A 22,716-nucleotide genomic window follows, 5' to 3' on the forward strand; every position below is an offset into this window, starting at 1 on the left:
CCTGCACGGCGTGCTCCCGCGGCACATCCCCCTACACCCAGTACGGCACCCGGGCGCGGTATTGCCGCATCGCGAACGCGGCGAGCACCCAGCCGACAACCGTCAGCGCCACTACCACCACCCAGTGCCGCGGCTCTTGGTGAGCACCCAACAGCGGCGCTCGTACAATGTCGAGGTAATGCAATAAAGGATTGAGCTCAACGATTTTCGACCACCGCGCAGCACCCTGCTGACGCAGCGTGTCGTCGTTCCAGATGATCGGCGTCATGAAGAACAGCAGCTGCACGACGGAGAACAACAGCGGGCCGATGTCGCGGTAGCGGGTCGCCAGAATGCCGAAACACAGTGACACCCACACGGCATTCAGGACGATCAGCGCCAGCGCCGGAATGACCGACAGGTCGGCCCACGACCACGGCTTCGGGTAGATGATTGCGATCACGGCATAGATGACGATGTTGTGGGCGAACAGGATCATCTGCCGCCACACCAGCCGGTAGACGTGCACGCTCAACGGCGTCGGCAGTTGTTTGATCAATCCTTCGTTGGCGACGAACACCTCGGCGCCCTCCAGGATCGCGGCGTTGATCAGATTCCAGACGATCAGACCGAGTGTCACATAGGGCAAATGCACCGCCAGATCCAGCCGGAACAGCTTGGAGTAGAGGCCGCCCATCGCGACGGCGGTGGTTCCGGTGGCGATCGTGATCCAGAACGGGCCCAGCACCGAACGACGGTACCGCTGCTTGATGTCCTGCCAGCCCAGGTGCAGCCACAGCTCGTGGCGGCGCCAGCCATCGGTCAGATCGCGCCAGGCGCGAGCCAACGACCTGGACTGGGCAGCGTCGCCAGCGCGCGTCACGAAAACCCCTCCGGTCGGCGGAACTGCTCGCGACGACCCAAGCGCCGCAACCGAAACCACTCCAGCAAGCCGGCCGGGTCACGGCGGGACACCAGAAAGAACCAGCCGAAGCGCAACCACTCCTGCGGCAGCAGCCGGCGTAATCCCGGCTGGGACAGCAGATAACCGCGGTTGCGGTAGGTAAAGAAGCGCTTGGTGGAATCCTCGGGGTATTGGGTGTGCAGCCGACCGCGAAGAATCGGTTTGAATTCCTCCGATCCGCACGGATGCAGGTACACCGCGTCTAGACAGGTCCCGAACGGCAGGCCAGAGCGCACCAGCCGACGGTGCATTTCCACCTCGTCGCCGCGGACGAACAACCGCACATCGGGAACGCCGATCGCCTCCAGCGTCGACGCGGCAAACAGCGCCCCGTTGAACAATGACGCGATGCCCGGCAACAAATCCCGCCCGTCGCCGGTGCGCAATTCGCTTACTCGCGTGCGCCACACCAGACCGCGGCGCAACGGAAACGCCAGCCGCTGCGGGTCGTCGATGTCGCACACCATCGGTGACACCGCCGCCAGTCCGTGCTTTCCCGCGCAGGCCAGCAGTGTGGCCAGCACATCGGAGTTTTGCGGGTGCCCGTCGTCGTCGGCCAGCCACACCCAATCAGCACCCTGTGCCAGGGCATGCAGCATTCCGAGCGCGAATCCGCCTGCGCCGCCGAGGTTTCGGCGTGATCCGAGGTAGGTCGTCCGGATCGGTTGACCGGCCGCCAGCTCGCGGACGCGATCGTCGTGCCCGTTGTCGACGACGATCAGCTGGTCGGGCAGCCGAGTCTGGCTGGTCAGCACATCAAGCGACTTCGCCAGCTCGTCCGGGCGGCGGTGGGTGACCACGACGGCGCACACCGATTCGGTCATCCCGGGATCTCTTCACCTGCGGTCTCGGCCATCACTTCCCGCACGTGCCGGGCCGCGTCCTCGCCTTCGTAGGCCCGTACCACGTCCTCGATGCCGCCGGTCAGCCTGATGGTGCCGTGCTCGATCCACATCGCGGTCTTGCACAGCCGGGCCAGAAACTCGTTGGAATGACTGGCAAAAACCAGGATTCCGGACCGCTCCACCAGACGCTGCAGCCGCGGCTGCGCCTTCTTCAAGAAGTCGGCGTCCACTGCGCCGATGCCCTCGTCGAGCAGCAGGATCTCCGGGTCGATGCTGGTGACCACCCCCATCGCCAGCCGCACCCGCATCCCGGTGGAATACGTGCGCAGTGGCATCGACAGGTAATCACCCAGCTCGGTGAACTCGGCGATTTCGTCGACCTTGGCCATCATCTGCTTGCGGGTCTGACCCAAAAACAGCCCGCGGATGATGATGTTCTCGTAGCCGGAGATCTCCGGATCCATTCCGATGCCCAGGTCGAACACCGGCGCCACCCGCCCGACCACCGTCGCCGAACCCCGGGTCGGCTCGTAGATACCCGAAAGCAGGCGCAGCAGCGTCGATTTACCCGCCCCGTTGTGGCCCACCAGGCCCACCCGGTCGCCCAGGCTCAGCGAGATCGTGATATCGCGCAGCGCTTCGATGATCACCACGTTGGAGGTGTTGCGCCCGATCGTGCCGCCGGCGGCCTTGCCGAGGAAGGTTTTCTTCAACGACCGCGACTTGGCATCGAAGATGGGAAACTCCACCCACGCGTTGTGCGTCTCAATATGAGGCGAGTGAGGCCCGGACACCGCTAACTGCTTACAGGTATTGGCCGGTGCCCGATTGTCCGTGCCCGCCGGGGCGGTGGACGCCCGGCGGCAGCGCGCCCTGGCGCATCTGCTCGAGCTGCGCGCGGGCCGCCATCTGCTGGGCGAACAGCGCGGTCTGGATGCCGTGAAACAGCCCTTCCAGCCATCCGACCAGCTGCGCCTGGGCGATGCGCAGCTCGGCGTCCGACGGGGCGGCATCCTCGCTGAACGGCAGCGTCAGCCGGTCGAGTTCCTCCCGCAATTCCGGTGCCAGCCCGTCCTCGAGCTCCCGAATGCTGGTGGCATGGATCTCCCGCAGCCGATTGCGGCTGGCCTCGTCCAGCGGCGCAGCCCGCACTTCTTCGAGCAGCTGCTTGATCATCGTGCCGATCCGCATCACCTTGGCCGGCTGCTCGACCAGATCGGTCAGCGACTGCTCCTCGGAGTCTTCGTCAGTCTGTGTCGCCATCGCGCGTGGATCGACGCCGCCGATGATCTCGACGTTGTCGTCGCCGTTACCGGTACTCATGCAGTCACCACCCTTGGTTCTAGGAGCTTGTCATGGCGGGCCGGCCGCGCCATTCGTAGATGCGGGCCTCGCCGTTGTCGTAGATCTTCACCCACGACTTGGACCTATCTAACGACACTAGTCCGTCGGGCATAACGAACCCTCTCACGGTTGGCGAGCTGGTCAAGATGTAGCGGATGTTGAGTATCCGGACCGCTTCGGGGACCCGTGAATCGGTGTCGGCGTCGTCGGCGTAGGCCCAGAAAATGAAGCGCTGATATCCCGGGCCCTGCTGCATCGGGTAGTCGTAGTGCGTCCACAGCGGATGCAGGCCGGCCACCGCGTACATCCACGCCGTGCCGTCGGTGTTGGCGTTTCCGATCAGCGTGTCACGCGCCCCGGGCAGTCGGGCCAGGTACGCCATGGCCTCCAGGTCGCGCTGGTCGATCATCACCGAGTCGTACTTATCGCCGAACAAAAACCGGTGCCGGGGAAAGTAATGCCAGGCGCTGGCCAGGTTGACGGCCACGAGAATCACCGCCGCGCTCGCCCCCCACACCGGTGTCGCCACCGGGCGGGTCAGGACCCGGCCGGCAAGCCGCTCGGCGACCGCGACCCCGACCATGACCAGCGTAAACAACGCTATGCCGGCCATCGGCGCCAGCAGCAGCGCGGTCGCGGCCGCGATCCGGCGCGGGTCTTTGTAAAAAAACTCGCCCAACCCTCCGGCCAGCGTTCCGATCGGCCCGCCCAGCGGTGTCCCGGCGTCGACGTTGGCCACGATCAGCACCAGCCACACCGCCAGCGGCCACCAGATCCGTCTGACCAACAAGATGAGTCCGCCGATGGCGGCCAGCGCGATCAGCGCGTACTGGACGGGGAAGTCGTTGAGGTGGCGGGAGTGCTGGAACACGGCGTCGAACAGCCCGCGCTTCTTGCTCAGGTAGGTCAGGAAGGAATGCCCGGCGATGACGTCTTCCTGCTGTTTCACGCTGAGGAATTGCGGCAGCAGCACCAGCCCGCTGGGCAGCGCGACCGCCGCCAGCGCCGCGACGTCGGCCACCCGGCCGCGCACCGGCTGCCACAGCGTCTCCAGCAGCCACCAGGCCGCCAGCAACATGAGCACCACGACCCCGCCGGTGATGTGCACCGAGAAGATCCCCACCAGCGCCAGGACCGCTACCGGGATGCGGTCGCGGTGCCGTGGTGTGGAAGCGATCAGCACAAACGTGGGTGCCGCGAGGCCGTAGGCGGTCAGGTTGGGCATCGCCGCGGTGTCGAACTCGACGTAGGGCACCGCGGTGAACGACGCCGAGAGTGCTGCCGCGGTGGCCGCCGCGCCGGCGGTGCGCCACCGGCTGGTCCGCGTGCGCAGCATCCGCCAGCTCAGCAGCGCCGCGCTGACCGGAAACAGCCAGATCGCGGCGGCCAGCGAACTCAAGGTGTAGGCGGTGGTGGGCGCGGCGCCGGTCAGCTGCGCCAGCACCGCCGCCAGGGCATGAAACGCCGACGGGTAGTACAGCAGGGCGTGGGTTTCGACGTTGCGCAGCTCACCCATGTGGGTCGAGGACGCCTGGCCGGTGTCGAGGATGAAGCGCACGGTGTTGGCATGCCAGACGGCGTCCCAGGTGCTGGGGATCGACTGCCAGTGCGGGATGCCGCGAACCGCGGCGCAGCCGATCAGCACCGCTCCCACCAGCACGCCGCCGGCCACGGTGAGCGCCGGCCATCCGGTGACCGCGCGGGATTCGCCGTCGACGTCGCGATAGGGGTCCAGCCAGACCCGCAAGACCGCGACGATCAGGGTGACGACGAGCAGAGCGGCCAGGGCCGTCCATGCGTTCCAGACGATTCCGAGCGCACCGAACGGAATGATGGCCAGCGCGATCACTCCGTAGGTCAGCGCCGGGCCGGCGGCCACCGCGATCGGCCAAGTTAGCTGCGCGCTGCGCGCGACGATTGCTCCGGGGGCTATCAGCAACAACAATGCGGCAAAGATTCCGATTGTCAGCCCCACTGCACTAGTATGGCTGGCCGGGTGACCCGGCTCGGGACGGCGGGGACGTATCTGGGCGCCTCGCTAGTGTCGCGGTTTGCGGACTGGCGGAATTCTAAGGTGGCTGGCATGGCATTCGACGTCGCCCGGGTGCGTGGACTGCACCCGTCGCTGGGAGACGGCTGGGTGCACTTCGACGCCCCGGCGGGAATGCTGATTCCCGAGCATGTCGCCACCACCGTGTCGACGGCGTTCCGCAACTCGGTGGCCAGTACCGCCAGCCCCCATCCGTCGGCCCGGCGCAGTGCGGCCGTGCTGGACGCGGCGCGGCAGGCGGTGGCCGATCTGGTCAACGGCGATCCGCGCGGGGTGGTGCTGGGCGCCGACCGGGCGGTTTTGCTGTCGTCGTTGGCGGGGGCGTCGTCGTCGCGGGCCGGGCTCGGTTACGAGATCGTCGTCACCCGTCTCGACGACGAAGCCAACATCGCTCCCTGGCTGCGCGCAGCAAACCGATTCGGCGCCAAGATCAAATGGGCCGAGGTCGACATCGAAACTGGCGAGCTGCCGAACTGGCAGTGGGAGAGCCTGATCGGCAGGTCGACTCGGTTGATCGCCGTCACCTCCGCGTCGGGCACGCTGGGGACGGTCACCGAGTTGCGCACGCTGACCAAGCTGATCCACGACGTCGGCGGCCTGGTGGTGGTCGACCACTCCGCGGCGGCGCCGTACCGGCTGCTCGACATCGAAGAGGCCGACGTCGACGTGGTGGCCGTCAACGCGGTCGCGTGGGGCGGTCCGCCGATCGGGGCCCTGGTGTTTCGCGATCCGGCGCTGATCAATTCGTTCGGTTCGGTTTCGACCGACCCGCGCGCCACCGGCTCGGCGCGCTTGGAGATGGGAGTGCATCAGTACGGTTTGCTCGCCGGTGTGGTCGCCAGTATCGAATACCTGGCCTCACTCGACGAAGCCGCCAGGGGAACCAGACGTCAAAGACTGGCGTATTCGATGGAATCGGCCGGCTCGTACATGAGTCGGGTTTTCGACTACCTGATGGTGTCGCTGCGGTCGTTGCCGCTGGTGATGGTGATCGGTCGGCCCGAGGTCCGGATTCCGGTGGTGAGCTTCGCCGTCCACGATGTGCCGGCGGAGCATGTGGTACGGCGGTTGGCGGACAACGGGGTTCTGGCGATCTCGAATGCCAGCTCGCGGGTGCTCGACGTCATCGGGGTCAACGACGTCGGTGGTGCGGTCACCGTCGGACTGGCGCATTACTCCACGGCAGCCGAGGTCGATCAGCTGGTGCGCGCGCTCGCCTCTTTGGGGTGAGCAGACGCAGAATCGCACGATTCGGCGCCCGAATGTGCGATTCTGCGTCTGCTCGCGCTACAGGGTCAGCACGATCTTGCCGGCCACCCGCCCCGAGGAGAGCAGGTGGTGTGCGTCCGCGGCCTTTTGAATCGGCATCGCAGCGCCGATGACCGGGCGGACCCGCCCGTCAGCAATCATCGGCCACACCGACTTGACCACCGCCTCGACGATGACGCTCTTGCCGTTCGGCCCTAAGACCGGTCGACCCCGCAGCGCGGTGCCGATGACCCGTGCCCGTTTGCTGATCAGCTTGCCGAGGTTGAGTTCGCCCTTTGCCCCGCCCTGCAAACCGATGACGATCAGCTGCCCGTCGGCAGCCAGCGCATCGAGGTTGCGGTCCAGGTAGGCCGCCCCCATGATGTCGAGGATCACGTCGGCGCCGGCACCGTCGCTGGCTTCCCGCACCCGCGTGACGAAGTCCTCGTCGCGGTAGGCGATGGTGATCTCGGCGCCGAGGTCGCGACACAATTGCAGCTTGGCCGGTGACCCGGCGGTGATCGCCACGCGGGCGCCCAGCGCCCGGGCGACCTGGATGGCATGGGTTCCCACCCCGCTGGCGCCGCCGTGGATCAGCAGTAGCTGGCCGGCGGTCAAATCGGCGGTCAACACCAGGTTCGACCACACGGTACAGGCCACCTCGGGCAGCCCGGCGGCGTCGCGAAGGGACACGCCGTCGGGAATCGGCATGATTTGACCAGCCGGAACTGCGACGTATTCGGCATACCCGCCGCCCGCCAGCAAAGCGCAGACTTCTTGCCCGGCGGTCCAATCGACAACGTCGTCGCCGACCGCGGCGACGACGCCGGCCACCTCCATACCGAGGATCTCGCTGGCTCCCGGCGGCGGCGGATAGTGGCCGGCGGCCTGCAACACGTCGGCCCGGTTGACGCCGGCCGCGCTGACCTTGATGAGGACCTCACCGCGCCCCGGCTGCACATCGGGCACTTCCTGCCACACGAGTTGACCGGTGGAATCGGCGACGATCGCGTGCATGGTGGACAGGCTACTACCAGCGGGTTTGGCTGTGCCGGAGACCATGTGTCGCATAGCATTACGGGATGGCAAGCCGAAGTCTGATCGGCGGCCGGACGCCCGGTGACATGCCGGGGCTTGGTATCGCCGAACAGCAGGCGTGGCAGAACTTCCTGGACTGTGCCCTGCGGTTGTATGCGGCGCTGATCCGCGTCAGCTGTCGCTGCTGGATGTGCGGGCGCTGGACATTCTCGCTGCCCAGCCGTTAGACCCGACAAATCCGTCGGCTGGATGCCCAGGGCCTGGTGCGTCGCGGACCAAGCCTCGAGGACCGGAGGGGCGTGGTGGCCACCGTCACCGACGACGGCCGCGCCGCGGTGCGCCGAGCCATGGTCACCTACGCACGAGGGGTGCGGACCCACTTTGCGGGGCAGCTGTCCCGGGCCCAGATGGCGGCGATGGGGGGGAACTGCTGGCGAAGATGGCCCGGGTCTAGCGCACCGTTACGCTTGTCGGCGGTGGCGTGGCAGAGCGGCCTAATGCACTCGCCTTGAAAGCGAGAGACGGCTAACACCGTCCGGGGGTTCAAATCCCTCCGCCACCGCTCGTTGCGTCGTTGCGCGAGACAGAAGCCACGGCTGTTAGTGGACTGAGATTCACGACCGCAGCTTCGGTTTCGCGACGCTCACGGATAGCCGCATGCTGGGGGACAAACTTTTATTGGGTCCTGCAAGGGATTTCGGCTGTGATGCGGTCCATAACAGCGACGTACCGCTTGGCTTCGGGATCGCGGCCCGGCTTGCCGCTGCTGATCAGACCGGCCGCAAGGTTGCGCTGCGGGTCGGCCCAGACCGCGACGTTAACCAGGCCGGTATGACCGAACGCGGCCGGAGCGTTGCGCCCGAACGGCCCGAACCTCTTCGAGCCCAGCATGTAGCCGGTGCCCCAGCGCAGCGGCTTTCCGCCGCTGGCGACGTCGGGTCGCAACCGTCGGCGTTCGGCCACCGCGGCGCGAAGTGTGTCCGGGTGCAGAATCCGCACGCCGTCGAGTTCCCCTCCGCGGCGCAGCATTTCGGCGAACCGGGACAGTTCGTCAGCGGTCGAGATGGTATTGGACGACGGCAGCACGCAGGTGAGGAACTCTGGTCGGTTCGTGTACGGGATGATTTGATGCACCGTACCGCCGATCGCCTTGCGAAACGCCGCGGCGATCGGCGCAGGCAGCGGCCTTCCGGTGGCATGGCTTGGCGCGACTAGCGGAATGTCTTGTGGCGCAACGCCGTAGTTCGTCCACCGGAAGCCGAGTGGATCGAGAATCTCGGCGGCCAGGATGTCGCGAATGTTCTTGCCGGTGGCGGCCGAGACGATTTCGCGTATCAGCGGGCCCCATGTCAGACCGTGATAGATATGGATCATCCCCGGCCGGTGCAGCGGCCGCAGTTCGCCCAGTTGCTGGCGCGCGTATTCGCTGTCATCGACGCGAGTGACGTCGGGTCTGCGTTTGGGGGCGAACGGGACACCGGCGCTGTGGGTCATCACGTGCCGAATCGTGGTGCGTTCTTTGCCGTGACCGGTATACGTGGGCAGATACCGGCAGACCGGATCGTCCAGCGAAAAATACCCACGCTCGGCCAGCATGTGGACGACAGTGCTGGTGATAGCCTTAGCCGCGGAATACACGCAAAACGGTGTTTGCGGTGTGGCCGGTATCGTTTCGGCGTCGGGCGGGTCGGTCGGCGCGTTGCCCCAACCGTGTCCGATCGCGCGGTTCAGGATGACTTTTCCGTTGTGGCGCAAGCACAACTGGATCGCGGGATGCATGCCGGCCTGATACCAGTGCCGCACCGACTGCCAGATCCGTTCCACAGCGGCGGCGTCGATCCGGGAGTGGTCTTCGTCCCCGATGGTCGTGACGGCGTCGAGGTCAGCCGGGACGCGGATCCTGCCTTGGAGCGAACCTGGGTCGGTCACGTCCGCCAGGGTACGTGGGCGGCTCGGCGCGGTGCGCGCCAACCCGCGGTGTCGTCGGTGCTGGCGATCGTCCGGGTCGATCACGCGACAGGCAGACATTGTTCCCGGCCGCGGCCACGCCGAATCGGGCTATTCGCCGGTGAACTGCGGCGGGCGCTTTTCGAAGGTCGCGCTGATGCCCTCGGTCAGGTCCTTCGACGGCAGGAAAGCCGCGTTCCAGGCAGCGACATAGCGCAGGCTGGCCGAGACGGCCGAAACACGTTGCTGGTCAAGCACATCCTTGATGCCCCGCACGGCCAGCGGTGGGTTGGCGGCGATCTCGGCGGCGGTGGCATGCGCAGCGGCCAGGCACGCGTCGGCGTCGTCGTAGACGTCGTTGACCAGCCCGATCTTCTGGGCGCGGGCCGCGTCGATGTCCTTGCCGGTCAGCGCGAGTTCCCGCAGGTGCCCGTCGTTCAAGATCAGCGGCAGCCGCGCGAGGCTGCCTACGTCGGCGACGATCGCCAGCTTGACCTCGCGTACCGAGAACTTGGCGTCGGCGCTGGCGTAGCGGATATCGACCGCGGAGATCAGGTCGACGCCCCCGCCGATGCACCAGCCGTGCACCGCCGCGATCGTCGGGGTGCGGCACTCCGCCACCGCGCTGATCGCCTGCTGCATGCGCAGAATCTCGGCGTGAAAGTCGGCGCGGGGACGGGCCAGCGCATCGCCGGTCAGCAGCGGGGTAAAGGACCCGCCCATCGCCGGCACGTCGAGGCCGTAGCTGAAGTTGCGCCCCGACCCGGTGATGACGATCGCCCGCACGTCACGGTCGGCGTCCAGTGCGCCAAACACCACGGGCAGCTCCGACCAGAACGCGGGGCCCATCGCGTTGCCCTTGCCGGGCCCGATCAGAGTCACCTGCGCAATCTGGTCTTTTGTCTCGACGGTGAGGGATTCGTATCGCTCGCCCATAGTCAGACCGTAGCCGATCTGCGACCCGGGCCCGGGCACGCCTTGACGCGCTCGAGCGTGACAGCAGCGTCACGCTCGAGGAGTTGCTAGACCCGCTCCAGGTAGAAGTAGTAGTAGCGGCCCACCCCATCGCGGAAGTCCAGCACGCCCTTGCCGTTCATGATGCCCATCACGGCGTCGTCGTCGATCTTCTTGAAGTGGTCGTGGACGGGTTGACCGTCGTAGACCATTGTCGCGGTGATCTCGCCGCGGAATTGCTCCATCCACAGGCTGGCCTCACCCTTGCCCAGCTCGACGTTGGAGAACTTTTTGCCGTCGGCGTCCAGGCACACCAGGGGCTGCACGTCGGTGGCCGATGTGAAGGTCTTGCCGAACCAGCGGGCCTTGTCGAGCCGGCCGTTCATCCGGTGCCCGGTGTCGAACTCGCCGCCCCGCCATTCGCCGATCATGTCCGCGATAGTGGCCGGCTGAAGGCTGGCCCAGTACTCGTCGAGCTCGGCGTCGGAAATTCGGCCGTTGCGCTCTTTGAACTCGGTGAACTTCTTGCGGGCCAGTCCGTCGTTCATCGGGGACCTCCTTGAATCCAGCTGCGCGCGAAGCGCAGCAGCGCGTCGTTTTCGTCCGGCGCACCGATCGTGACCCGGACACCGTCGCTGCCGTACGGGCGGACCACGATGCGCGCAGAGGCGGCCTGGTCGACGAAGTCAAAGGTGTGCGCCTGCAGTGGTAACCAGACGAAGTTGGCTTGCGAGGACGGCAAGGTAAACCCGGCATCGCGCAACCCGGAGCTGACCCGGGCGCGCTCGGCGACCACGGCGTCGGTGCGGGCCAACAGTTCGTCCGCTGCCTCGAGCGAGGCCATTGCCGCCGCCTGTGAGACGTTGGTTACCGTGAACGGCACGTACACCTTGTCCAGCGCGGCGATCACGTCCGGGTGGCCCACCGCGTAGCCGATCCGCAAGCCGGCCAACCCATACGCCTTCGAAAACGTGCGCAGCACAACGACATTGCTGTGCGAACGGACCAGCCCAAGGCTGTCGGGCCGCATGCCGTCGCGGACATACTCGATGTAGGCCTCGTCGATGGCGATCAGCACATGCGAGGGCATCGCCTCGACGAAGCGAACCAACGCGTCGGGGTCGACGACCGTCGACGTCGGATTGTTGGGGTTACACACGAAGACCAGCCGGGTACGGTCGGTGACCGCGGCGAGCATGGCGTGCAGGTCGAAGGTGTGGTCACTCAGCGGTACCGGCACGGCGGTGGCGCCGGCCACCCGCACTTGAATCGGGTAGAGCTCGAAGCTACGCCAGCCGAACAGCACCTCGTCGCCCACCGACGCGGTGATCTGGATCAGCTGCTGGCACAGGCTGACCGAACCGCAACCCACCGCGATGTGCTCGGGCGCCCATCCGCCGGTGTCGCCGACCATGTTGAGGTGTCTGGCCAGCGCCGACTTGAGCTCCGTGCAGCCTGTGTCCGGGTAGCGGTTGACGATGTCGGTGGCTTGTCCGATGGCCGCCCGCACACTGGGCAGCGGCCCGAACACCGTCTCGTTGCTGGCCAGCTTGATCGCCCCGGGCACGGTTTTGCCGGGCACATAGCCCGGAAGGCCCGCCAGCTCGGGGCGCAGGCGGGCGGTCACGTCGACAGCATATGCCGAGCCTATGCGCGCTGCGCCGGGGCGGTTCAGCAGCACCGGGCCAGTCGCCTCGCTGCGCGCGACGGCCCGCGTTGTTGTCGAGCGGCTTTCAGGTACCCTCAGAACGTCCAAGGAGGCGTGCCAGAGCGGCCGAATGGGACTCACTGCTAATGAGTTGTCCTCTGAAACGGGGACCGGAGGTTCAAATCCTCTCGCCTCCGCCGCGGCTGATCTTTCAGCCACCGAGATAGATAACTGCACAACGGGCGCCCGTAGCTCAACGGATAGAGCATCTGACTACGGATCAGAAGGTTGGGGGTTCGAATCCCTTCGGGCGCGCCGGCTCCTGGCACGCCGTGTCGCTGGCCGGGCCGCTTGGCGAACTGTCCGGCGCGCTAAGCGCTCAGCGCTAGCCCTTGCGATGGGTGCGGCGTGCGTCGTAGTCACGCCAGATGGCGAACATCCAGATGGCCACCACCAGCAAGAACAGGATCACCCCAACATCCACGTCGAATCCTGATGCGCTGATCGCCGTGCGCGAAACGGGCCCGCAATGACCTCATTATCCGCCGGATGCGGCGAACGTCACAGTCGCCGCAATGTCTGGTCAGCGCGATCCGTCCATCAAGCTCAGCGCACGCTCGAACAACCACACCGCCGCCGCGTGCAACTGGTCACCAACCTCCTTGGCGGCCTTGCCTGCGGACGCGCGTGCCAGCGTGCCCTCGATCACGATGCCGAGCTTGAAGCAGGCCAGCACCGTGTACCAGGTGATGTGCGACAGGTCGCGGGTGGTGTTGCGGGCATAGCGCTCCAAGAGATCGTCGGTGCTCGCGAGCCCACCCATTTCGGTGAGCGTGTGGCTGAACACGCTCGACCCGTCTGACTGGCGCCAGGTGGCCAGCAGCCAGCCCAGGTCCAGCAGCGGATCGCCGATCGTCGACATCTCCCAGTCGACGATCGCGACGACCTCTGGCCCGGTGCGCGAGAACATGACGTTGGCAGCGTGGTAGTCGCCGTGCATGATCCCCGGCGACCAGGACGACGGCCGGTGCTGTTCCAGCCATTTGGCGACGTCGTCGACGCCGGGTAAGTCCGGTCCGGGATAGTTCTCGAACTCCCGATAGGATTCCAGTTCCGAAAGCCAGCGCGGCACTTGGCGTTCCAGGAATCCCTCTGGTTTACCGAAGTCGGCCAGCCCGACGGCAACGTGGTCGACGGCGCCGAGCCTGGCCAACGCGTCGGCCATCGACAGCCCCATCTGGAACCGCACATTCGGATCATTGGCGTGTAGCTCCGGCAACTCCTGGCCGGCGTTGAACCCGTCGACCGGCTCCATCAGGTAGAAAACGGCGTCACCGAGCACGGAGGTGTCGTCGCAGGTCGCGATCAGGTGCGGATGCGGCACGTCGGTGTCGGCGAGCGCGGCCAGCACCCTGGTTTCGCGCAGGATCACCATGTTGCTGCGCGGGCGCAAGTGCTGTGGGCCGCGTCGCAGCACGTACTCGCGGCCCGAGCGGCTGAACCGCAGCATGATGTTCTGTGTTCCGCCGCTGATCTCGGCGACGTCCTCCAGCGGCCCTTCGCCCAAGCCCTGTGCTGACATCCAGTCCGCTACCGCTTTCAGGTCCACGCCGCAGAAGCTACGCCAGGCCGGGTAACGGCGGTGCACGCAGGTGCCTCGGGCGGCGGGAGTCTGCGGGGATCGCCGTATGACCGAGCTGGCCGAGCTCATCGAGGACGCAGGCGCGGCCCGGTGGCGTGCCGAGCACCAGCCGTCGTTCAACTCTTGGTGTGCACGGAGTAGCGGACCGTCTGAACACGAATCATGCCGTCGCGGAACACAAAAGTATCGACCCCGTCGTCGACCCGGGTGACCGCAGCATCAGCGACCCACTCCAGGAACAAGACGTCACCCTCATAGATCTCGGTTTTGAGGTTCCAAGCGGCATTGGGCACGTCGTCGAGCAGCCTGGTGAATGCCGCACGGATGCCGTCCTTTCCCCGCATGACACCGTCTGGTGTGATCAGGACTGCGTCATCCGCATAATCGGCGACGATCTCGTCGAGGTCGCCCGCCGCCAACGCCCGGGCATGGTGTGCAAACACTTCCCGGGGAGTGCGCGTCATCGCCGCCTCCTTCCTGCCGGCCTGCACGTGGACGGAGGGTACGCCCAGCGACGGGCCAGCGTGCGTTCAGGCCGGAAGCGTAACGTCCGAAATGGAGGTAACCACGATGGCGCGAGCCGACGACGATACCTGGGACATCACCGAAAGTGTGGGAGCGACGGCGTTGGGCGTCGCCGCGGCCCGGGCGGCGGAGACCGACAGCGACGACCCGCTGATCGTTGACCCGTTCGCGCGGCTGTTTGTCGACGCTGCGGGTCAAGGGCTTTGGAGCATGTACTCGGGCCCCCTCGGCGACATGGAACCGGATGTGCGGGCCTGGCGACAAGCGATGGTGGACTTCATGGCCGTGCGCACAGCTTTTTTCGACGAGTTCTTTCTCGATGCGGCGCACAGCGGTGTGCGGCAGATGGTGATCCTGGCGGCCGGGCTGGACGCGCGCGCGTGGCGGTTGCCGTGGCCGGCCGGGGTCACGGTCTACGAGTTGGACCAACCGAAGGTGCTGCAGTTCAAGTCGAGGACTTTGCAACGGCATGGCGCTCGTCCGGGGGCGCGTCAGGTCAGCGTCCCCGTCGATCTGCGCCATGATTGGCCAAAAGCTCTGCAAGAGGCGGGGTTTGACGCATCGAAGCCGAGCGCCTGGTTGGCGGAGGGGTTGCTGCGCTATTTGCCGGCCGCGGCTCAGGATCTGCTGATCCAGCGTGTGCATGCGCTGAGTCCCGCCGGCAGTCGGCTGGCGGCCAACTCACCCGCGGGCGACTTCCTCAATCCTGAGCGGCTGAAACGCCAACGGCAACGGGCGCAGCGGCTGCGGACCGAGGCGAGACGGCTCACCGGCACCGAGGTACCGGACGTCGAGGAGCTGTGGTACCCCGAGGAACGCACCGACCTCGCCGACTGGCTACGCCAACACAATTGGGACGCGTCGTCGGTGACCATGGCGGAGATGCTGGCTCGTTATGCCCGCAGCATTCCTGACGAGGAAGCGTTGCCGCCAACGGTTTTCGTTCGTGCGCAACGGCTGGCCCGCTAGCGAGCCACACACTGACGCACCTTCTCAAAGCCGTGCCCGCCGGTTTGGGCTGTCGAGCACCGGGCGGTGATGTTTGAAGTTTTGCTGCGCGGGTATCGCTGGTTGACATAGATTCGCCTGAAAGCTGCGGAGGTCACCATGCGCTACAGCGGGGTCATCAGCGCGGTTGTGCTGGTGTGGCTGCTGATCGGAGTGCTCGCAGCCTGGAAACGCGATTACTTCACCGGTGGCGACACGAGCTGTGCTACCGCGGGAACTGTGGCGCTCACCGTGCTGGCCGGGCCCTTGAACTACGCCGGCGTCAACCCGAAGGTCACGTGCAAGTTGCCACAGCCCAGTTCGATGCCTGCGGTCGGGACCGAATTCCCCGTTGGAATGGAGTCCGCATGATTGCGCTCGGGATCATCTTGGTCGTTCTCGGGTTGGTGTTCCAAACCGTTCACTGGTTGTTCGTGCTGGGCATCGTCTTGCTGGTGATCGGTGCAGTGTTCTGGGTGCTGGGGGCCGTCGGGCGTCCGGTGGCCGGCAGGCGCTATTGGTTCTAGCTCCGAGGCGTCTGGTCTTTAGTCCGGGTTCGATGCACGACATCGAACGCATCATCGAAATGGAGTGGCAATGATTGTTCTCGGAGTGATTCTGCTCATCCTGGGCTTTGTGTTCGGCATCCAGTTGTTGTGGACGCTCGGCATTATCTTGCTTGTGATCGGCGCCGTCCTGTGGATACTGGGCGCGGTCGGGCGCCCGGTGGCCGGCAGACGGTATTGGTACTAACGCCGTCGCGCACCGCAGCCGAACCGGGGCTGCCCGCGCCCGGGACGGCCAGTCCTCACAGCTGACGCACAGGATTGCCACAGCATCGACTCATCCCCGCGCGGATAGTGGGAGGCTGTGAGCCAATCCAACGCGTCCGGCGAGCGTGTGGTGATGCGCCGTGCCGACGGCAACCCGATCAATGTGCTGGTCGTCGACGACGAAACCGTGCTCGCCGAAATGGTGTCGATGGCGCTGCGCTACGAGGGCTGGAACGTCAGCACCGCCGGTGATGGGTCGTCTGCGATCACCGCCGCCCGCGGCCAGCGGCCCGACGTCGTGGTTCTCGACGTGATGCTGCCCGACATGAGCGGGCTGGACGTCTTACGCAAACTTCGTGAACAGAATCCGCAGCTGCCGGTGTTGCTGTTGACGGCCAAAGACGCGGTCGAGGACCGCATCGCCGGGCTGACCGCGGGCGGAGACGACTACGTCACGAAACCGTTCAGCATCGAAGAGGTGGTGCTGCGGCTGCGCGCGTTGCTGCGACGCACCGGGGTGACGACGGTCGACAGCGGCGCCCAGATCGTGGTGGGCGATTTGGTGCTCGACGAAGACAGCCATGAGGTGACCCGCGGCGGCGACCCTATTGCGTTGACGTCCACCGAGTTCGAGCTGCTGCGGTTCATGATGCGCAACGCCAAGCGGGTGCTCTCCAAGGCGCAGATCCTGGACCGGGTGTGGAGTTATGACTTCGGCGGCCGGTCCAACATCGTCGAGCTGTATATCTCCTATCTGCGCAAGAAAATCGACAACGGGCGTGAGCCCATGATCCACACGCTGCGCGGCGCCGGCTATGTCCTCAAGCCGGCCGGCTAGCATGCGGCGAATCTGGTCGCTGCGGCTGCGCCTGCTGGTCGGTCAAATCGTCGTCCTGGCCCTGGTTTGTGTCGGAATCGGCGCGGTAACCGAGGTGGCGCTGCACCGCTACCTGGTGGGACAGCTCGACCAGCAGCTGCAGGGCGCCTCCCATCGCTCGGCGATCACCTACGGCGAACACCTGCCGCCGCCGGCGCCGTGGCGGCATCCGCGGGTGCCGATGCCGGGCCCCGGCCCGCGGTTCCTCGACGCCCCGGGCCAGCCCGTCGGCATGGTGGCCGCGGTTGTCGGCACAGACGGCAGTGTCAATGCCGGTTACCTGACCAGCACCGGATCCCGTGCGGCGGTGACCGGCACCGCCGAGGCCCAGCTACGGGCCATGGCGACCGACCGGGCCCCGGTCACCCGCGAGCTGGATGGGCTGGGCCGATACCGCCTGGTGGCGGCGCCGGCGCGGCACGGCAACGACGTCATCGTCACCGGCTTGCCGATGTCGGCCGTCGACTCCACCTTGATCCGGATGCTGGTGATCTTCGCGGTGGTCACCGTGATCGCATTGGTCGCCGCGACGACGGCTGGCGCGCTGATCATCCGGCGGGCGCTGGCGCCTTTGCAACGAGTGGCACAAGCTGCCGGCGAAGTCGTCGACCTGCCGCTGGATCGCGGCGAGGTGGCGCTGCCGGTGCGGGTGCCTGAACCCGACGCCAACCCCTACACCGAGGTGGGCCAGCTCGGGCTGGCGGTAAACCGGATGCTCGACCACATCGCGACCGCGCTGTCGACGCGGCAGGCCAGCGAGACCCGGGTGCGCCAGTTCGTCGCCGACGCGAGCCACGAACTTCGCACCCCGTTGGCCGCGATCCGCGGCTACACCGAGCTGGCCCAGCGCATGCGCACCGACACCGACGCGGTCGCACACGCGATGAGCCGGGTGCAATCCGAGACCGAGCGCATGACCCGGCTCGTCGAGGACCTGTTGCTGCTCGCCCGGTTGGATTCGGGTCGGCCCCTGGAGCGCAAACCCGTCGACCTCTCCCGGGTGGCGGTGGACGCCGTCAGCGACGCGCATGTCGCCGGGCCCGATCACCAATGGGAACTTGACCTGCCTCCCGAGCCGGTCGTTGTGGCCGGCGATGCCGCGCGACTGCACCAGGTCATGACGAATCTGCTTGCCAACGCCCGCATTCACACCGGCCCGGGAACGGTAGTGACGACACGGCTGACCACCGAGCGGGCCCACGTCGTGCTCAAAGTGATCGACAACGGCCCCGGCATCCCCGAACCGTTGCAATCGGAGATATTCGAGCGGTTCGCCCGCGGCGACACCTCACGCTCGCGCAAGGGCGGCAGCACCGGCCTGGGACTGGCCATCGTCTCGGCCGTGGTCAAAGCCCACGACGGCACGATCGCGGTGCGGAGCACTCCGGGCCATACCGAGTTCACCGTGCAGTTGCCTCTCGCTAACCACCGCCAGTGACCGGCAATCGCGGCCATAGCGAGTCGGGCCCGACGCTTGTCACCGAATCACCAAGGAGCACAAAGAGGTTGCAATAAGTAACATTGCAATGCAGTTATCGCATTGGCAGCGAGGCTCGCCCGGGACGCAGTGACGGGTCGAAACCGCACGTTTTGCACGGGGCAGTATTTTGGCCATTCGCAAGACCGCTGGTCAATCGGACACCATACTGCTTGCGACGGCCCACCGAAGCTGATGGGTCATGACACAAAGGAGATAGCGGTGAAGCGTTGGTTCGTGGTTGCAGGCGGCGCGGCGATGATCGTCGCGGCCCTGGCGGGTTGTTCAAGCGGGGGTGGGCAGAAAGTCAGCACTTCGGGCCACGCGAAAGTGGTGGTCGACGGCCAGGACCAGAACGTCAACGGTCCCGTGACTTGCCAAAAAGCGGGCGGCCAGCTCCAGATCGGCATCGGTCAGCCCGGTTCGCCCAACACTGTGGCGGTGCAAGCCACCGACGCCGATCCGCCCGCTATCCATCAGATCGCATTGGGCACGATCAATGGCGTGCCCCTTGCCTATCAGCAGGGCAGTCCCGGCGCCAGCGCTCAAGCCACGAAGGACGGCAATGGCTACAAGTTCAGCGGTACCGCAACCGGCATGAACCCGTCCAATCCGATGGCGGGGATGATCAGCAAGCCCTTCGAGGTCGATGTGACTTGCCCATAGCCGGATCCCGGCAAGATGACGGCGGCGTCCGCGGGGGCGCCGCCGTCATCTTGTATGGCCTTTCGACACGCCGACGCACATACCTGCCCAGTGATCAATCGACGTCAATCACCACCTTGCCCACCGCTTTGCGGTCCGCGACATACCGTAATGCAGCGGCGGTGTCGCTTAAAGGAAACCGTGCACCGATGTAGGGCTTGATCCGGCCTGCGACGAACATCTGCTGCAGTTCTCGCACGTCTCGGTCGGCCTGGTCGGGATGGTCGGTGCCGAATGTCCGGATTTCCATGCCCTGCAGCGTAATTCCTTTCAGCATCACCAGGTTCAGCGGAATAGCGGGGATCGAGCCCGCGGCGTAGCCGAGCGTGATGAACCTGCCGCCACGAGCAAGGCTGCGCAAGGCCGGCTCGGAGTACCGTCCTCCCACGGGATCGAGCACCACCTGTGCACCGCCGCCGGTGACGTCCCGGATCCGCTGTTTGAGATCTTCTCGGTCGTAGTCGACAAGCGCCTCGGCGCCGCGCCGGCGGCACACGTCGAGCTTCTCCGGGCTTGACGCCGCCGCGAGCACCCGAGCCTTCATCGCGACCGCCAAATCGACTGCCGCCAGTCCCACTCCGCCCGCCGCTCCGAGAATGACAACCCAATCGTCTTGCGCCACTTGGGCAACCGAACGCAGCGCGTGATAGGCGGTGCGATAGGTGACACCGAAACCGGCCGCGGTGGCATAGTCGACGCCGTTAGGCACCAGCGTCACCGACTCGGCGCGCAGCAGCGCCTGCTCGGCGAACGCGCCCACGAATGTGGTTCCGATCACCCGGTCGCCCGGGGCGAGCGCGACGCCATCGCCGACGGCGACCACGTCTCCGGCCAGTTCGCTGCCCGGGGTGAACGGCACCGGGATCTGGACCTGGTACTTCCCCGCGATCAGCAGCACGTCGGGAAAGTTCACTGCCGCTGCGCGCACTCGAACCACCAGTTCCCCCGGTCCGGGCGTCGGGTCGGCCACCTCGTCGAGAACCAGGTCTTCCGGCGGCCCGTATCGACGGCACACGACCGCTCGCATCACCGTACTCCTAAGCCGCGCAGGCAGAATCGCACCAGATGCTCGATGTCGTCGGGTCCGGGACGATCGGTGGATCCGACATACCGTCGCAGCGTTGCGGCGGTGCACAAAAACACCGCGTCAGCGTCCCGCTTCGGGTCGTCACCGCCCAGAGCGGCGACCGGCTCGGTCAGCAGATCGCGCAGCGGCCGCAAGATCTCCTCGTCGACGTTGGCGCTGGCCGGCAGCTGCCCGGCCGCCGCACGGCTCATGCTGATCAAATGAGGGTCGGCGACCTGCGCGAGCGTGCCCTCGATCCAACGCGCGATCTTGCCCTCCGGCCTGGATTCCTTGGCCATCTGGTGCTGAAGGTAGGACACGACGATCGCCACGCCGCGCTCCATGACCGCCAAGATCAAGTCGTCCTTGCCGGCGAAGTAGCGGTAGAACGCCTTGTTCGACGACCCCGCTTCGGCGACGATATCGCTGACCCGTGGGGGCTCGGGTGCCACGCGTTCCATCACCCGCACCGCGGCGGCCAGGATGCGCTCGACTTCTTCGGTGGCTTCACGCTGACGGTCGTCGAGGGCGCGTTCGACGGCTGCGGCGATTCGGCTGGTCATGATGAATCCGGCAGCGCCGGAATACGGTCCAGCAGATCGCCGTACTTGGCGTTGGCGGCCTCGATACGCTTGTCCAGCAGCTCGCTGGGCCATTCCGGGTCCTCGGCCTGGTAGTTCTTCAGCAGCATCCGGGCCAGGTTCACTTTGTGCGCCTCGGTGGGCCCGTCGGCCAGACCCAGTGCCACACCGCCGAGCAACACGCCGGTCAACGGCAGCTGGTCGGTGAGTCCCAAGGCGCCGTGCACCTGGATCGCCCGCAAGCCAATCGATTTGAGCACCTGCGAGGCCAGGATCTTGCAGACCGCGATCTCGGTGCGGGCGGCGTGCTCCCCGGCGGTGTCACACAGCCATGCCGCGTGCAGGACAGCCAGCCGAAACGGCATCAGCTCGGTATAGGAGTCGGCGATGAAAGCCTGCACCAGCTGCTTGTCAGCCAGCGAACTGCCTTGGGTGAAGCGGCTTTTCGCGCGCCGCGCCATCATATCGATGGCCCGCTGGGCGACGCCGATGGAGCGCATCGCGTGATGTAGCCGGCCGCCGGCCAGCCGGGTCTGCAAGATCATGAAGCCCTGGCCCGGTTCACCGAGCAGCGCGTCGGCGGGCACCCGGACCCCGTCGTAGCGCACCAGCGAATGCCCCGGCTCGTGCGGGTGGGCACCGGCCAAATGGTGAGTGGCTTCGATGACCAGCCCTGGGGTGCCCGCCGGGACCAGGAACGTCGAGGCGCCGCGATGGACCGGCACGTCGGGGTCGGTGATCGCGACGACAATGAAAAACGAGGCAACAGATGCGTTGGAAGAAAAGTACTTTCGGCCTGTAATGACCCAGTCGTCGCCGTCGCGCACGGCTCGTGTGGTGAACACGCGTGGATCGGCGCCGCCTTGGGGTTCGGTCATCGAGAAGCAGGAGAAGATCTCCCCGGACAGCAGCCCGGCCAGGTACCGGTCCTTTTGCTCCTGGGTGCCGAAGCGGGCCAGGATCTCCGCGTTGCCGGTGTCGGGTGCTTGCGTTCCGAACACGATCGGAGCCCAGGGGCTGCGGCCCAGGATCTCGTTGATCAGGGTGAGCTTGACGGCGCCGAAGCCCTGTCCGCCGAGTTCCGGGCTCAGGTGCGGGGCCCACAGCCCGTGCTCGCGGACCTGCTGTTTGAGCGGGTCGACGATTTTGCGGCGCTCTTCGGACAGCGGCAGAAATTCGCAGCCGGGGAACAGCACCTCGAGTGGCTCCACTTCGTCACGGACGAACTTGCGGATCCAGTCCAGTTTTTCTTCGAATTCCGGTTCGGTGGAGAAATCCCATGCCATGTCCAGTCCTCTCAGCTAGGGGATCCCGCCGTCGGCCCGCAGGATCGAGCCGGTGGTGAAGCTGGACGCATCCGACGCGAGAAATAATGCGGCGCCGACGATTTCGGGCGGATCACCGGCACGCTGCAGGGCGAGGTGAGCAAACGGATTCTGCGTCGCCTGCTCCAAATTCCAGGCCTTGCTGACGTCGGTCAAAAACGGACCGGCCATTAGCGTGTTGACACGCACTGCCGGCCCGAACGCTTTGGCCAGCGCCTCGGTCATCGCGTTGAGGCCGGCCTTGGCCGCGGCATAGGGCACGATGTCGGGCGTTGGACGCAGCGAGCCCGCCGTGCTCACATTGATGATCGATCCGCGACCGGCGGCGACCATGCGCTCACCCACCAATGCCGATAACCGGAAGGGGCCCTTGAGGTTGAGGTTGACCACGGCGTCGAACAGCTTCTCGGTGACATCGGTGAGCTTGTCGTAGATCGGTGACATGCCGGCGTTGTTGATCAGCACGTCGACTTTGCCGAACCTGTCGTACGTGGCCTCGACCAGGCCGTCGAGTTCGTCCCACCGCCCGACGTGCACGGCATAGGGCATCGCGCTGCGCCCGGTTTCGGCCTCGATCTCCCTGGCGGCGGCCACGCAGTTATCCATCTTGCGGCTGGCGATCACCACGTCGGCGCCACAGCGGGCAGCGGCCAACGCCATTTCCCGCCCGAGCCCCCGGCTGCCGCCGGTGATCAAAGCGACACGATCGGTGAGGTCGAAAAGCCGGTCGGCGTAGCCCAT

At 66.3% G+C, this 22,716-nt stretch carries 24 protein-coding genes, 3 tRNA genes and 1 pseudogene; 12 read left to right on the forward strand and 16 right to left on the reverse strand.

Annotated elements, in window-relative coordinates; translation table 11 throughout:
• Positions 1-31: 31 nt before the first annotated feature.
• Genes wzm through MHEC_RS00995 form a run of 5 tightly spaced genes read right to left on the reverse strand, consistent with a single transcriptional unit; the run spans position 32 to position 5,107 of the window.
• On the reverse strand, positions 32-862 hold the full coding sequence (gene wzm / locus MHEC_RS00975) for a galactan export ABC transporter permease subunit Wzm/RfbD (protein WP_048892022.1): 831 nt from the start codon (positions 860-862) through the stop codon (positions 32-34).
• Positions 859-1,767: a galactofuranosyltransferase GlfT1 gene (gene glfT1 / locus MHEC_RS00980; protein ID WP_048892023.1), complete on the reverse strand. Its 909-nt coding sequence runs from the start codon at positions 1,765-1,767 to the stop codon at positions 859-861. The genes wzm and glfT1 overlap by 4 nt, the downstream gene beginning before the upstream one ends.
• Entirely contained in the window at positions 1,764-2,582 is an 819-nt protein-coding gene (gene wzt, locus MHEC_RS00985) for a galactan export ABC transporter ATP-binding subunit Wzt/RfbE (protein WP_048892024.1), read from the reverse strand. The genes glfT1 and wzt overlap by 4 nt, the downstream gene beginning before the upstream one ends.
• A gap of 10 nt (positions 2,583-2,592) precedes the next feature.
• Positions 2,593-3,111: a bacterial proteasome activator family protein gene (locus MHEC_RS00990; protein WP_048892025.1), complete on the reverse strand. Its 519-nt coding sequence runs from the start codon at positions 3,109-3,111 to the stop codon at positions 2,593-2,595.
• 19 nt (positions 3,112-3,130) lie between these two features.
• Complete coding sequence (locus MHEC_RS00995; protein WP_048892026.1) at positions 3,131-5,107, reverse strand: DUF6541 family protein; 1,977 nt, start codon at positions 5,105-5,107, stop codon at positions 3,131-3,133.
• A 108-nt stretch (positions 5,108-5,215) separates the two neighbouring features.
• On the opposite strand from MHEC_RS00995, the gene MHEC_RS01000 reads away from it, so the two are divergent.
• The gene (locus MHEC_RS01000) at positions 5,216-6,412 is read left to right on the forward strand and encodes a cysteine desulfurase-like protein (protein ID WP_048892027.1); all 1,197 of its coding nucleotides are present in this window, start codon (positions 5,216-5,218) and stop codon (positions 6,410-6,412) included.
• Between the two features lie 57 nt (positions 6,413-6,469).
• Here the strand turns inward: MHEC_RS01000 and MHEC_RS01005 are convergent, their stop codons facing one another.
• Positions 6,470-7,447, reverse strand: a complete 978-nt coding sequence (locus MHEC_RS01005; RefSeq protein WP_200902189.1) for an NAD(P)H-quinone oxidoreductase — start codon at positions 7,445-7,447, stop codon at positions 6,470-6,472.
• Between the two features lie 65 nt (positions 7,448-7,512).
• On the opposite strand from MHEC_RS01005, the pseudogene MHEC_RS01010 reads away from it, so the two are divergent.
• Positions 7,513-7,980 (forward strand): annotated as a pseudogene (locus MHEC_RS01010) (MarR family winged helix-turn-helix transcriptional regulator).
• Positions 7,944-8,030: transfer RNA gene (locus MHEC_RS01015), tRNA-Ser, on the forward strand. The pseudogene MHEC_RS01010 and the gene MHEC_RS01015 overlap by 37 nt, the downstream one beginning before the upstream one ends.
• 113 nt (positions 8,031-8,143) lie before the next feature.
• Here the strand turns inward: MHEC_RS01015 and lipE are convergent.
• From lipE to MHEC_RS01035, 4 genes are all read right to left on the reverse strand, one after another.
• Positions 8,144-9,397: a lipase LipE gene (gene lipE / locus MHEC_RS01020; protein ID WP_048892053.1), complete on the reverse strand. Its 1,254-nt coding sequence runs from the start codon at positions 9,395-9,397 to the stop codon at positions 8,144-8,146.
• A gap of 129 nt (positions 9,398-9,526) precedes the next feature.
• On the reverse strand, positions 9,527-10,351 hold the full coding sequence (locus MHEC_RS01025; RefSeq protein WP_048892054.1) for a crotonase/enoyl-CoA hydratase family protein: 825 nt from the start codon (positions 10,349-10,351) through the stop codon (positions 9,527-9,529).
• A gap of 86 nt (positions 10,352-10,437) precedes the next feature.
• The gene (locus MHEC_RS01030) at positions 10,438-10,917 is read right to left on the reverse strand and encodes a DUF4334 domain-containing protein (RefSeq protein ID WP_048892028.1); all 480 of its coding nucleotides are present in this window, start codon (positions 10,915-10,917) and stop codon (positions 10,438-10,440) included.
• Positions 10,914-11,996 carry a pyridoxal phosphate-dependent aminotransferase gene (locus MHEC_RS01035; RefSeq protein ID WP_048892055.1) on the reverse strand — a complete coding sequence of 361 codons (1,083 nt, stop codon included), beginning with the start codon at positions 11,994-11,996 and terminating at the stop codon, positions 10,914-10,916. The genes MHEC_RS01030 and MHEC_RS01035 overlap by 4 nt, the downstream gene beginning before the upstream one ends.
• Positions 11,997-12,125: 129 nt before the next feature.
• Here MHEC_RS01035 and MHEC_RS01040 point away from each other — a divergent pair.
• Positions 12,126-12,214 (forward strand) — tRNA-Ser (locus MHEC_RS01040).
• A 45-nt stretch (positions 12,215-12,259) separates the two neighbouring features.
• Positions 12,260-12,332, forward strand: a tRNA-Arg gene (locus tag MHEC_RS01045).
• A gap of 268 nt (positions 12,333-12,600) precedes the next feature.
• Here the strand turns inward: MHEC_RS01045 and MHEC_RS01050 are convergent.
• Positions 12,601-13,599: a phosphotransferase family protein gene (locus tag MHEC_RS01050; protein ID WP_048892056.1), complete on the reverse strand. Its 999-nt coding sequence runs from the start codon at positions 13,597-13,599 to the stop codon at positions 12,601-12,603.
• 176 nt (positions 13,600-13,775) lie between these two features.
• Positions 13,776-14,123 carry a nuclear transport factor 2 family protein gene (locus MHEC_RS01055; protein ID WP_048892057.1) on the reverse strand — a complete coding sequence of 116 codons (348 nt, stop codon included), beginning with the start codon at positions 14,121-14,123 and terminating at the stop codon, positions 13,776-13,778.
• Between the two features lie 106 nt (positions 14,124-14,229).
• Here MHEC_RS01055 and MHEC_RS01060 point away from each other — a divergent pair, with 106 nt between their 5' ends.
• From MHEC_RS01060 to MHEC_RS01090, 7 genes are all read left to right on the forward strand, one after another.
• Positions 14,230-15,153, forward strand: a complete 924-nt coding sequence (locus MHEC_RS01060) for a class I SAM-dependent methyltransferase (RefSeq protein ID WP_048892058.1) — start codon at positions 14,230-14,232, stop codon at positions 15,151-15,153.
• A 138-nt stretch (positions 15,154-15,291) separates the two neighbouring features.
• Positions 15,292-15,543: a hypothetical protein gene (locus MHEC_RS01065; RefSeq protein WP_048892029.1), complete on the forward strand. Its 252-nt coding sequence runs from the start codon at positions 15,292-15,294 to the stop codon at positions 15,541-15,543.
• A complete protein-coding gene (locus MHEC_RS01070; protein ID WP_099869398.1) occupies positions 15,540-15,698 on the forward strand; it encodes a DUF6131 family protein in 159 nt (52 codons plus the stop codon). Before MHEC_RS01065 ends, MHEC_RS01070 begins: the two co-directional genes overlap by 4 nt.
• A gap of 70 nt (positions 15,699-15,768) precedes the next feature.
• Positions 15,769-15,924 (forward strand): DUF6131 family protein, encoded by a 156-nt coding sequence (locus MHEC_RS01075; RefSeq protein ID WP_099869396.1) that lies wholly within the window; start codon positions 15,769-15,771, stop codon positions 15,922-15,924.
• A 153-nt stretch (positions 15,925-16,077) separates the two neighbouring features.
• Positions 16,078-16,782 carry a response regulator transcription factor gene (locus MHEC_RS01080; protein ID WP_048892059.1) on the forward strand — a complete coding sequence of 235 codons (705 nt, stop codon included), beginning with the start codon at positions 16,078-16,080 and terminating at the stop codon, positions 16,780-16,782.
• Positions 16,760-18,259, forward strand: coding sequence for a sensor histidine kinase (locus MHEC_RS01085; RefSeq protein WP_048892030.1), 1,500 nt, complete (start codon positions 16,760-16,762; stop codon positions 18,257-18,259). Before MHEC_RS01080 ends, MHEC_RS01085 begins: the two co-directional genes overlap by 23 nt.
• 261 nt (positions 18,260-18,520) lie before the next feature.
• The gene (locus MHEC_RS01090) at positions 18,521-18,964 is read left to right on the forward strand and encodes a lipoprotein LpqH (RefSeq protein WP_071700218.1); all 444 of its coding nucleotides are present in this window, start codon (positions 18,521-18,523) and stop codon (positions 18,962-18,964) included.
• Between the two features lie 94 nt (positions 18,965-19,058).
• Here the strand turns inward: MHEC_RS01090 and MHEC_RS01095 are convergent, their stop codons facing one another.
• The 4 genes from MHEC_RS01095 to MHEC_RS01110 are packed head-to-tail and all read right to left on the reverse strand — an operon-like array spanning position 19,059 to position 22,716.
• The gene (locus MHEC_RS01095) at positions 19,059-20,030 is read right to left on the reverse strand and encodes an NADPH:quinone oxidoreductase family protein (protein ID WP_048892032.1); all 972 of its coding nucleotides are present in this window, start codon (positions 20,028-20,030) and stop codon (positions 19,059-19,061) included.
• Positions 20,030-20,632, reverse strand: coding sequence for a TetR/AcrR family transcriptional regulator (locus MHEC_RS01100; protein WP_048892033.1), 603 nt, complete (start codon positions 20,630-20,632; stop codon positions 20,030-20,032). The genes MHEC_RS01095 and MHEC_RS01100 overlap by 1 nt, the downstream gene beginning before the upstream one ends.
• Positions 20,629-21,936 (reverse strand): acyl-CoA dehydrogenase family protein, encoded by a 1,308-nt coding sequence (locus MHEC_RS01105; protein WP_048892034.1) that lies wholly within the window; start codon positions 21,934-21,936, stop codon positions 20,629-20,631. The genes MHEC_RS01100 and MHEC_RS01105 overlap by 4 nt, the downstream gene beginning before the upstream one ends.
• 15 nt (positions 21,937-21,951) lie before the next feature.
• Positions 21,952-22,716 carry an SDR family NAD(P)-dependent oxidoreductase gene (locus MHEC_RS01110; protein ID WP_048892035.1) on the reverse strand — a complete coding sequence of 255 codons (765 nt, stop codon included), beginning with the start codon at positions 22,714-22,716 and terminating at the stop codon, positions 21,952-21,954.

It is taken from the genome of Mycobacterium heckeshornense (genome assembly GCF_016592155.1).
GTDB classification, from domain to species: Bacteria; Actinomycetota; Actinomycetes; order Mycobacteriales; family Mycobacteriaceae; genus Mycobacterium; species Mycobacterium heckeshornense.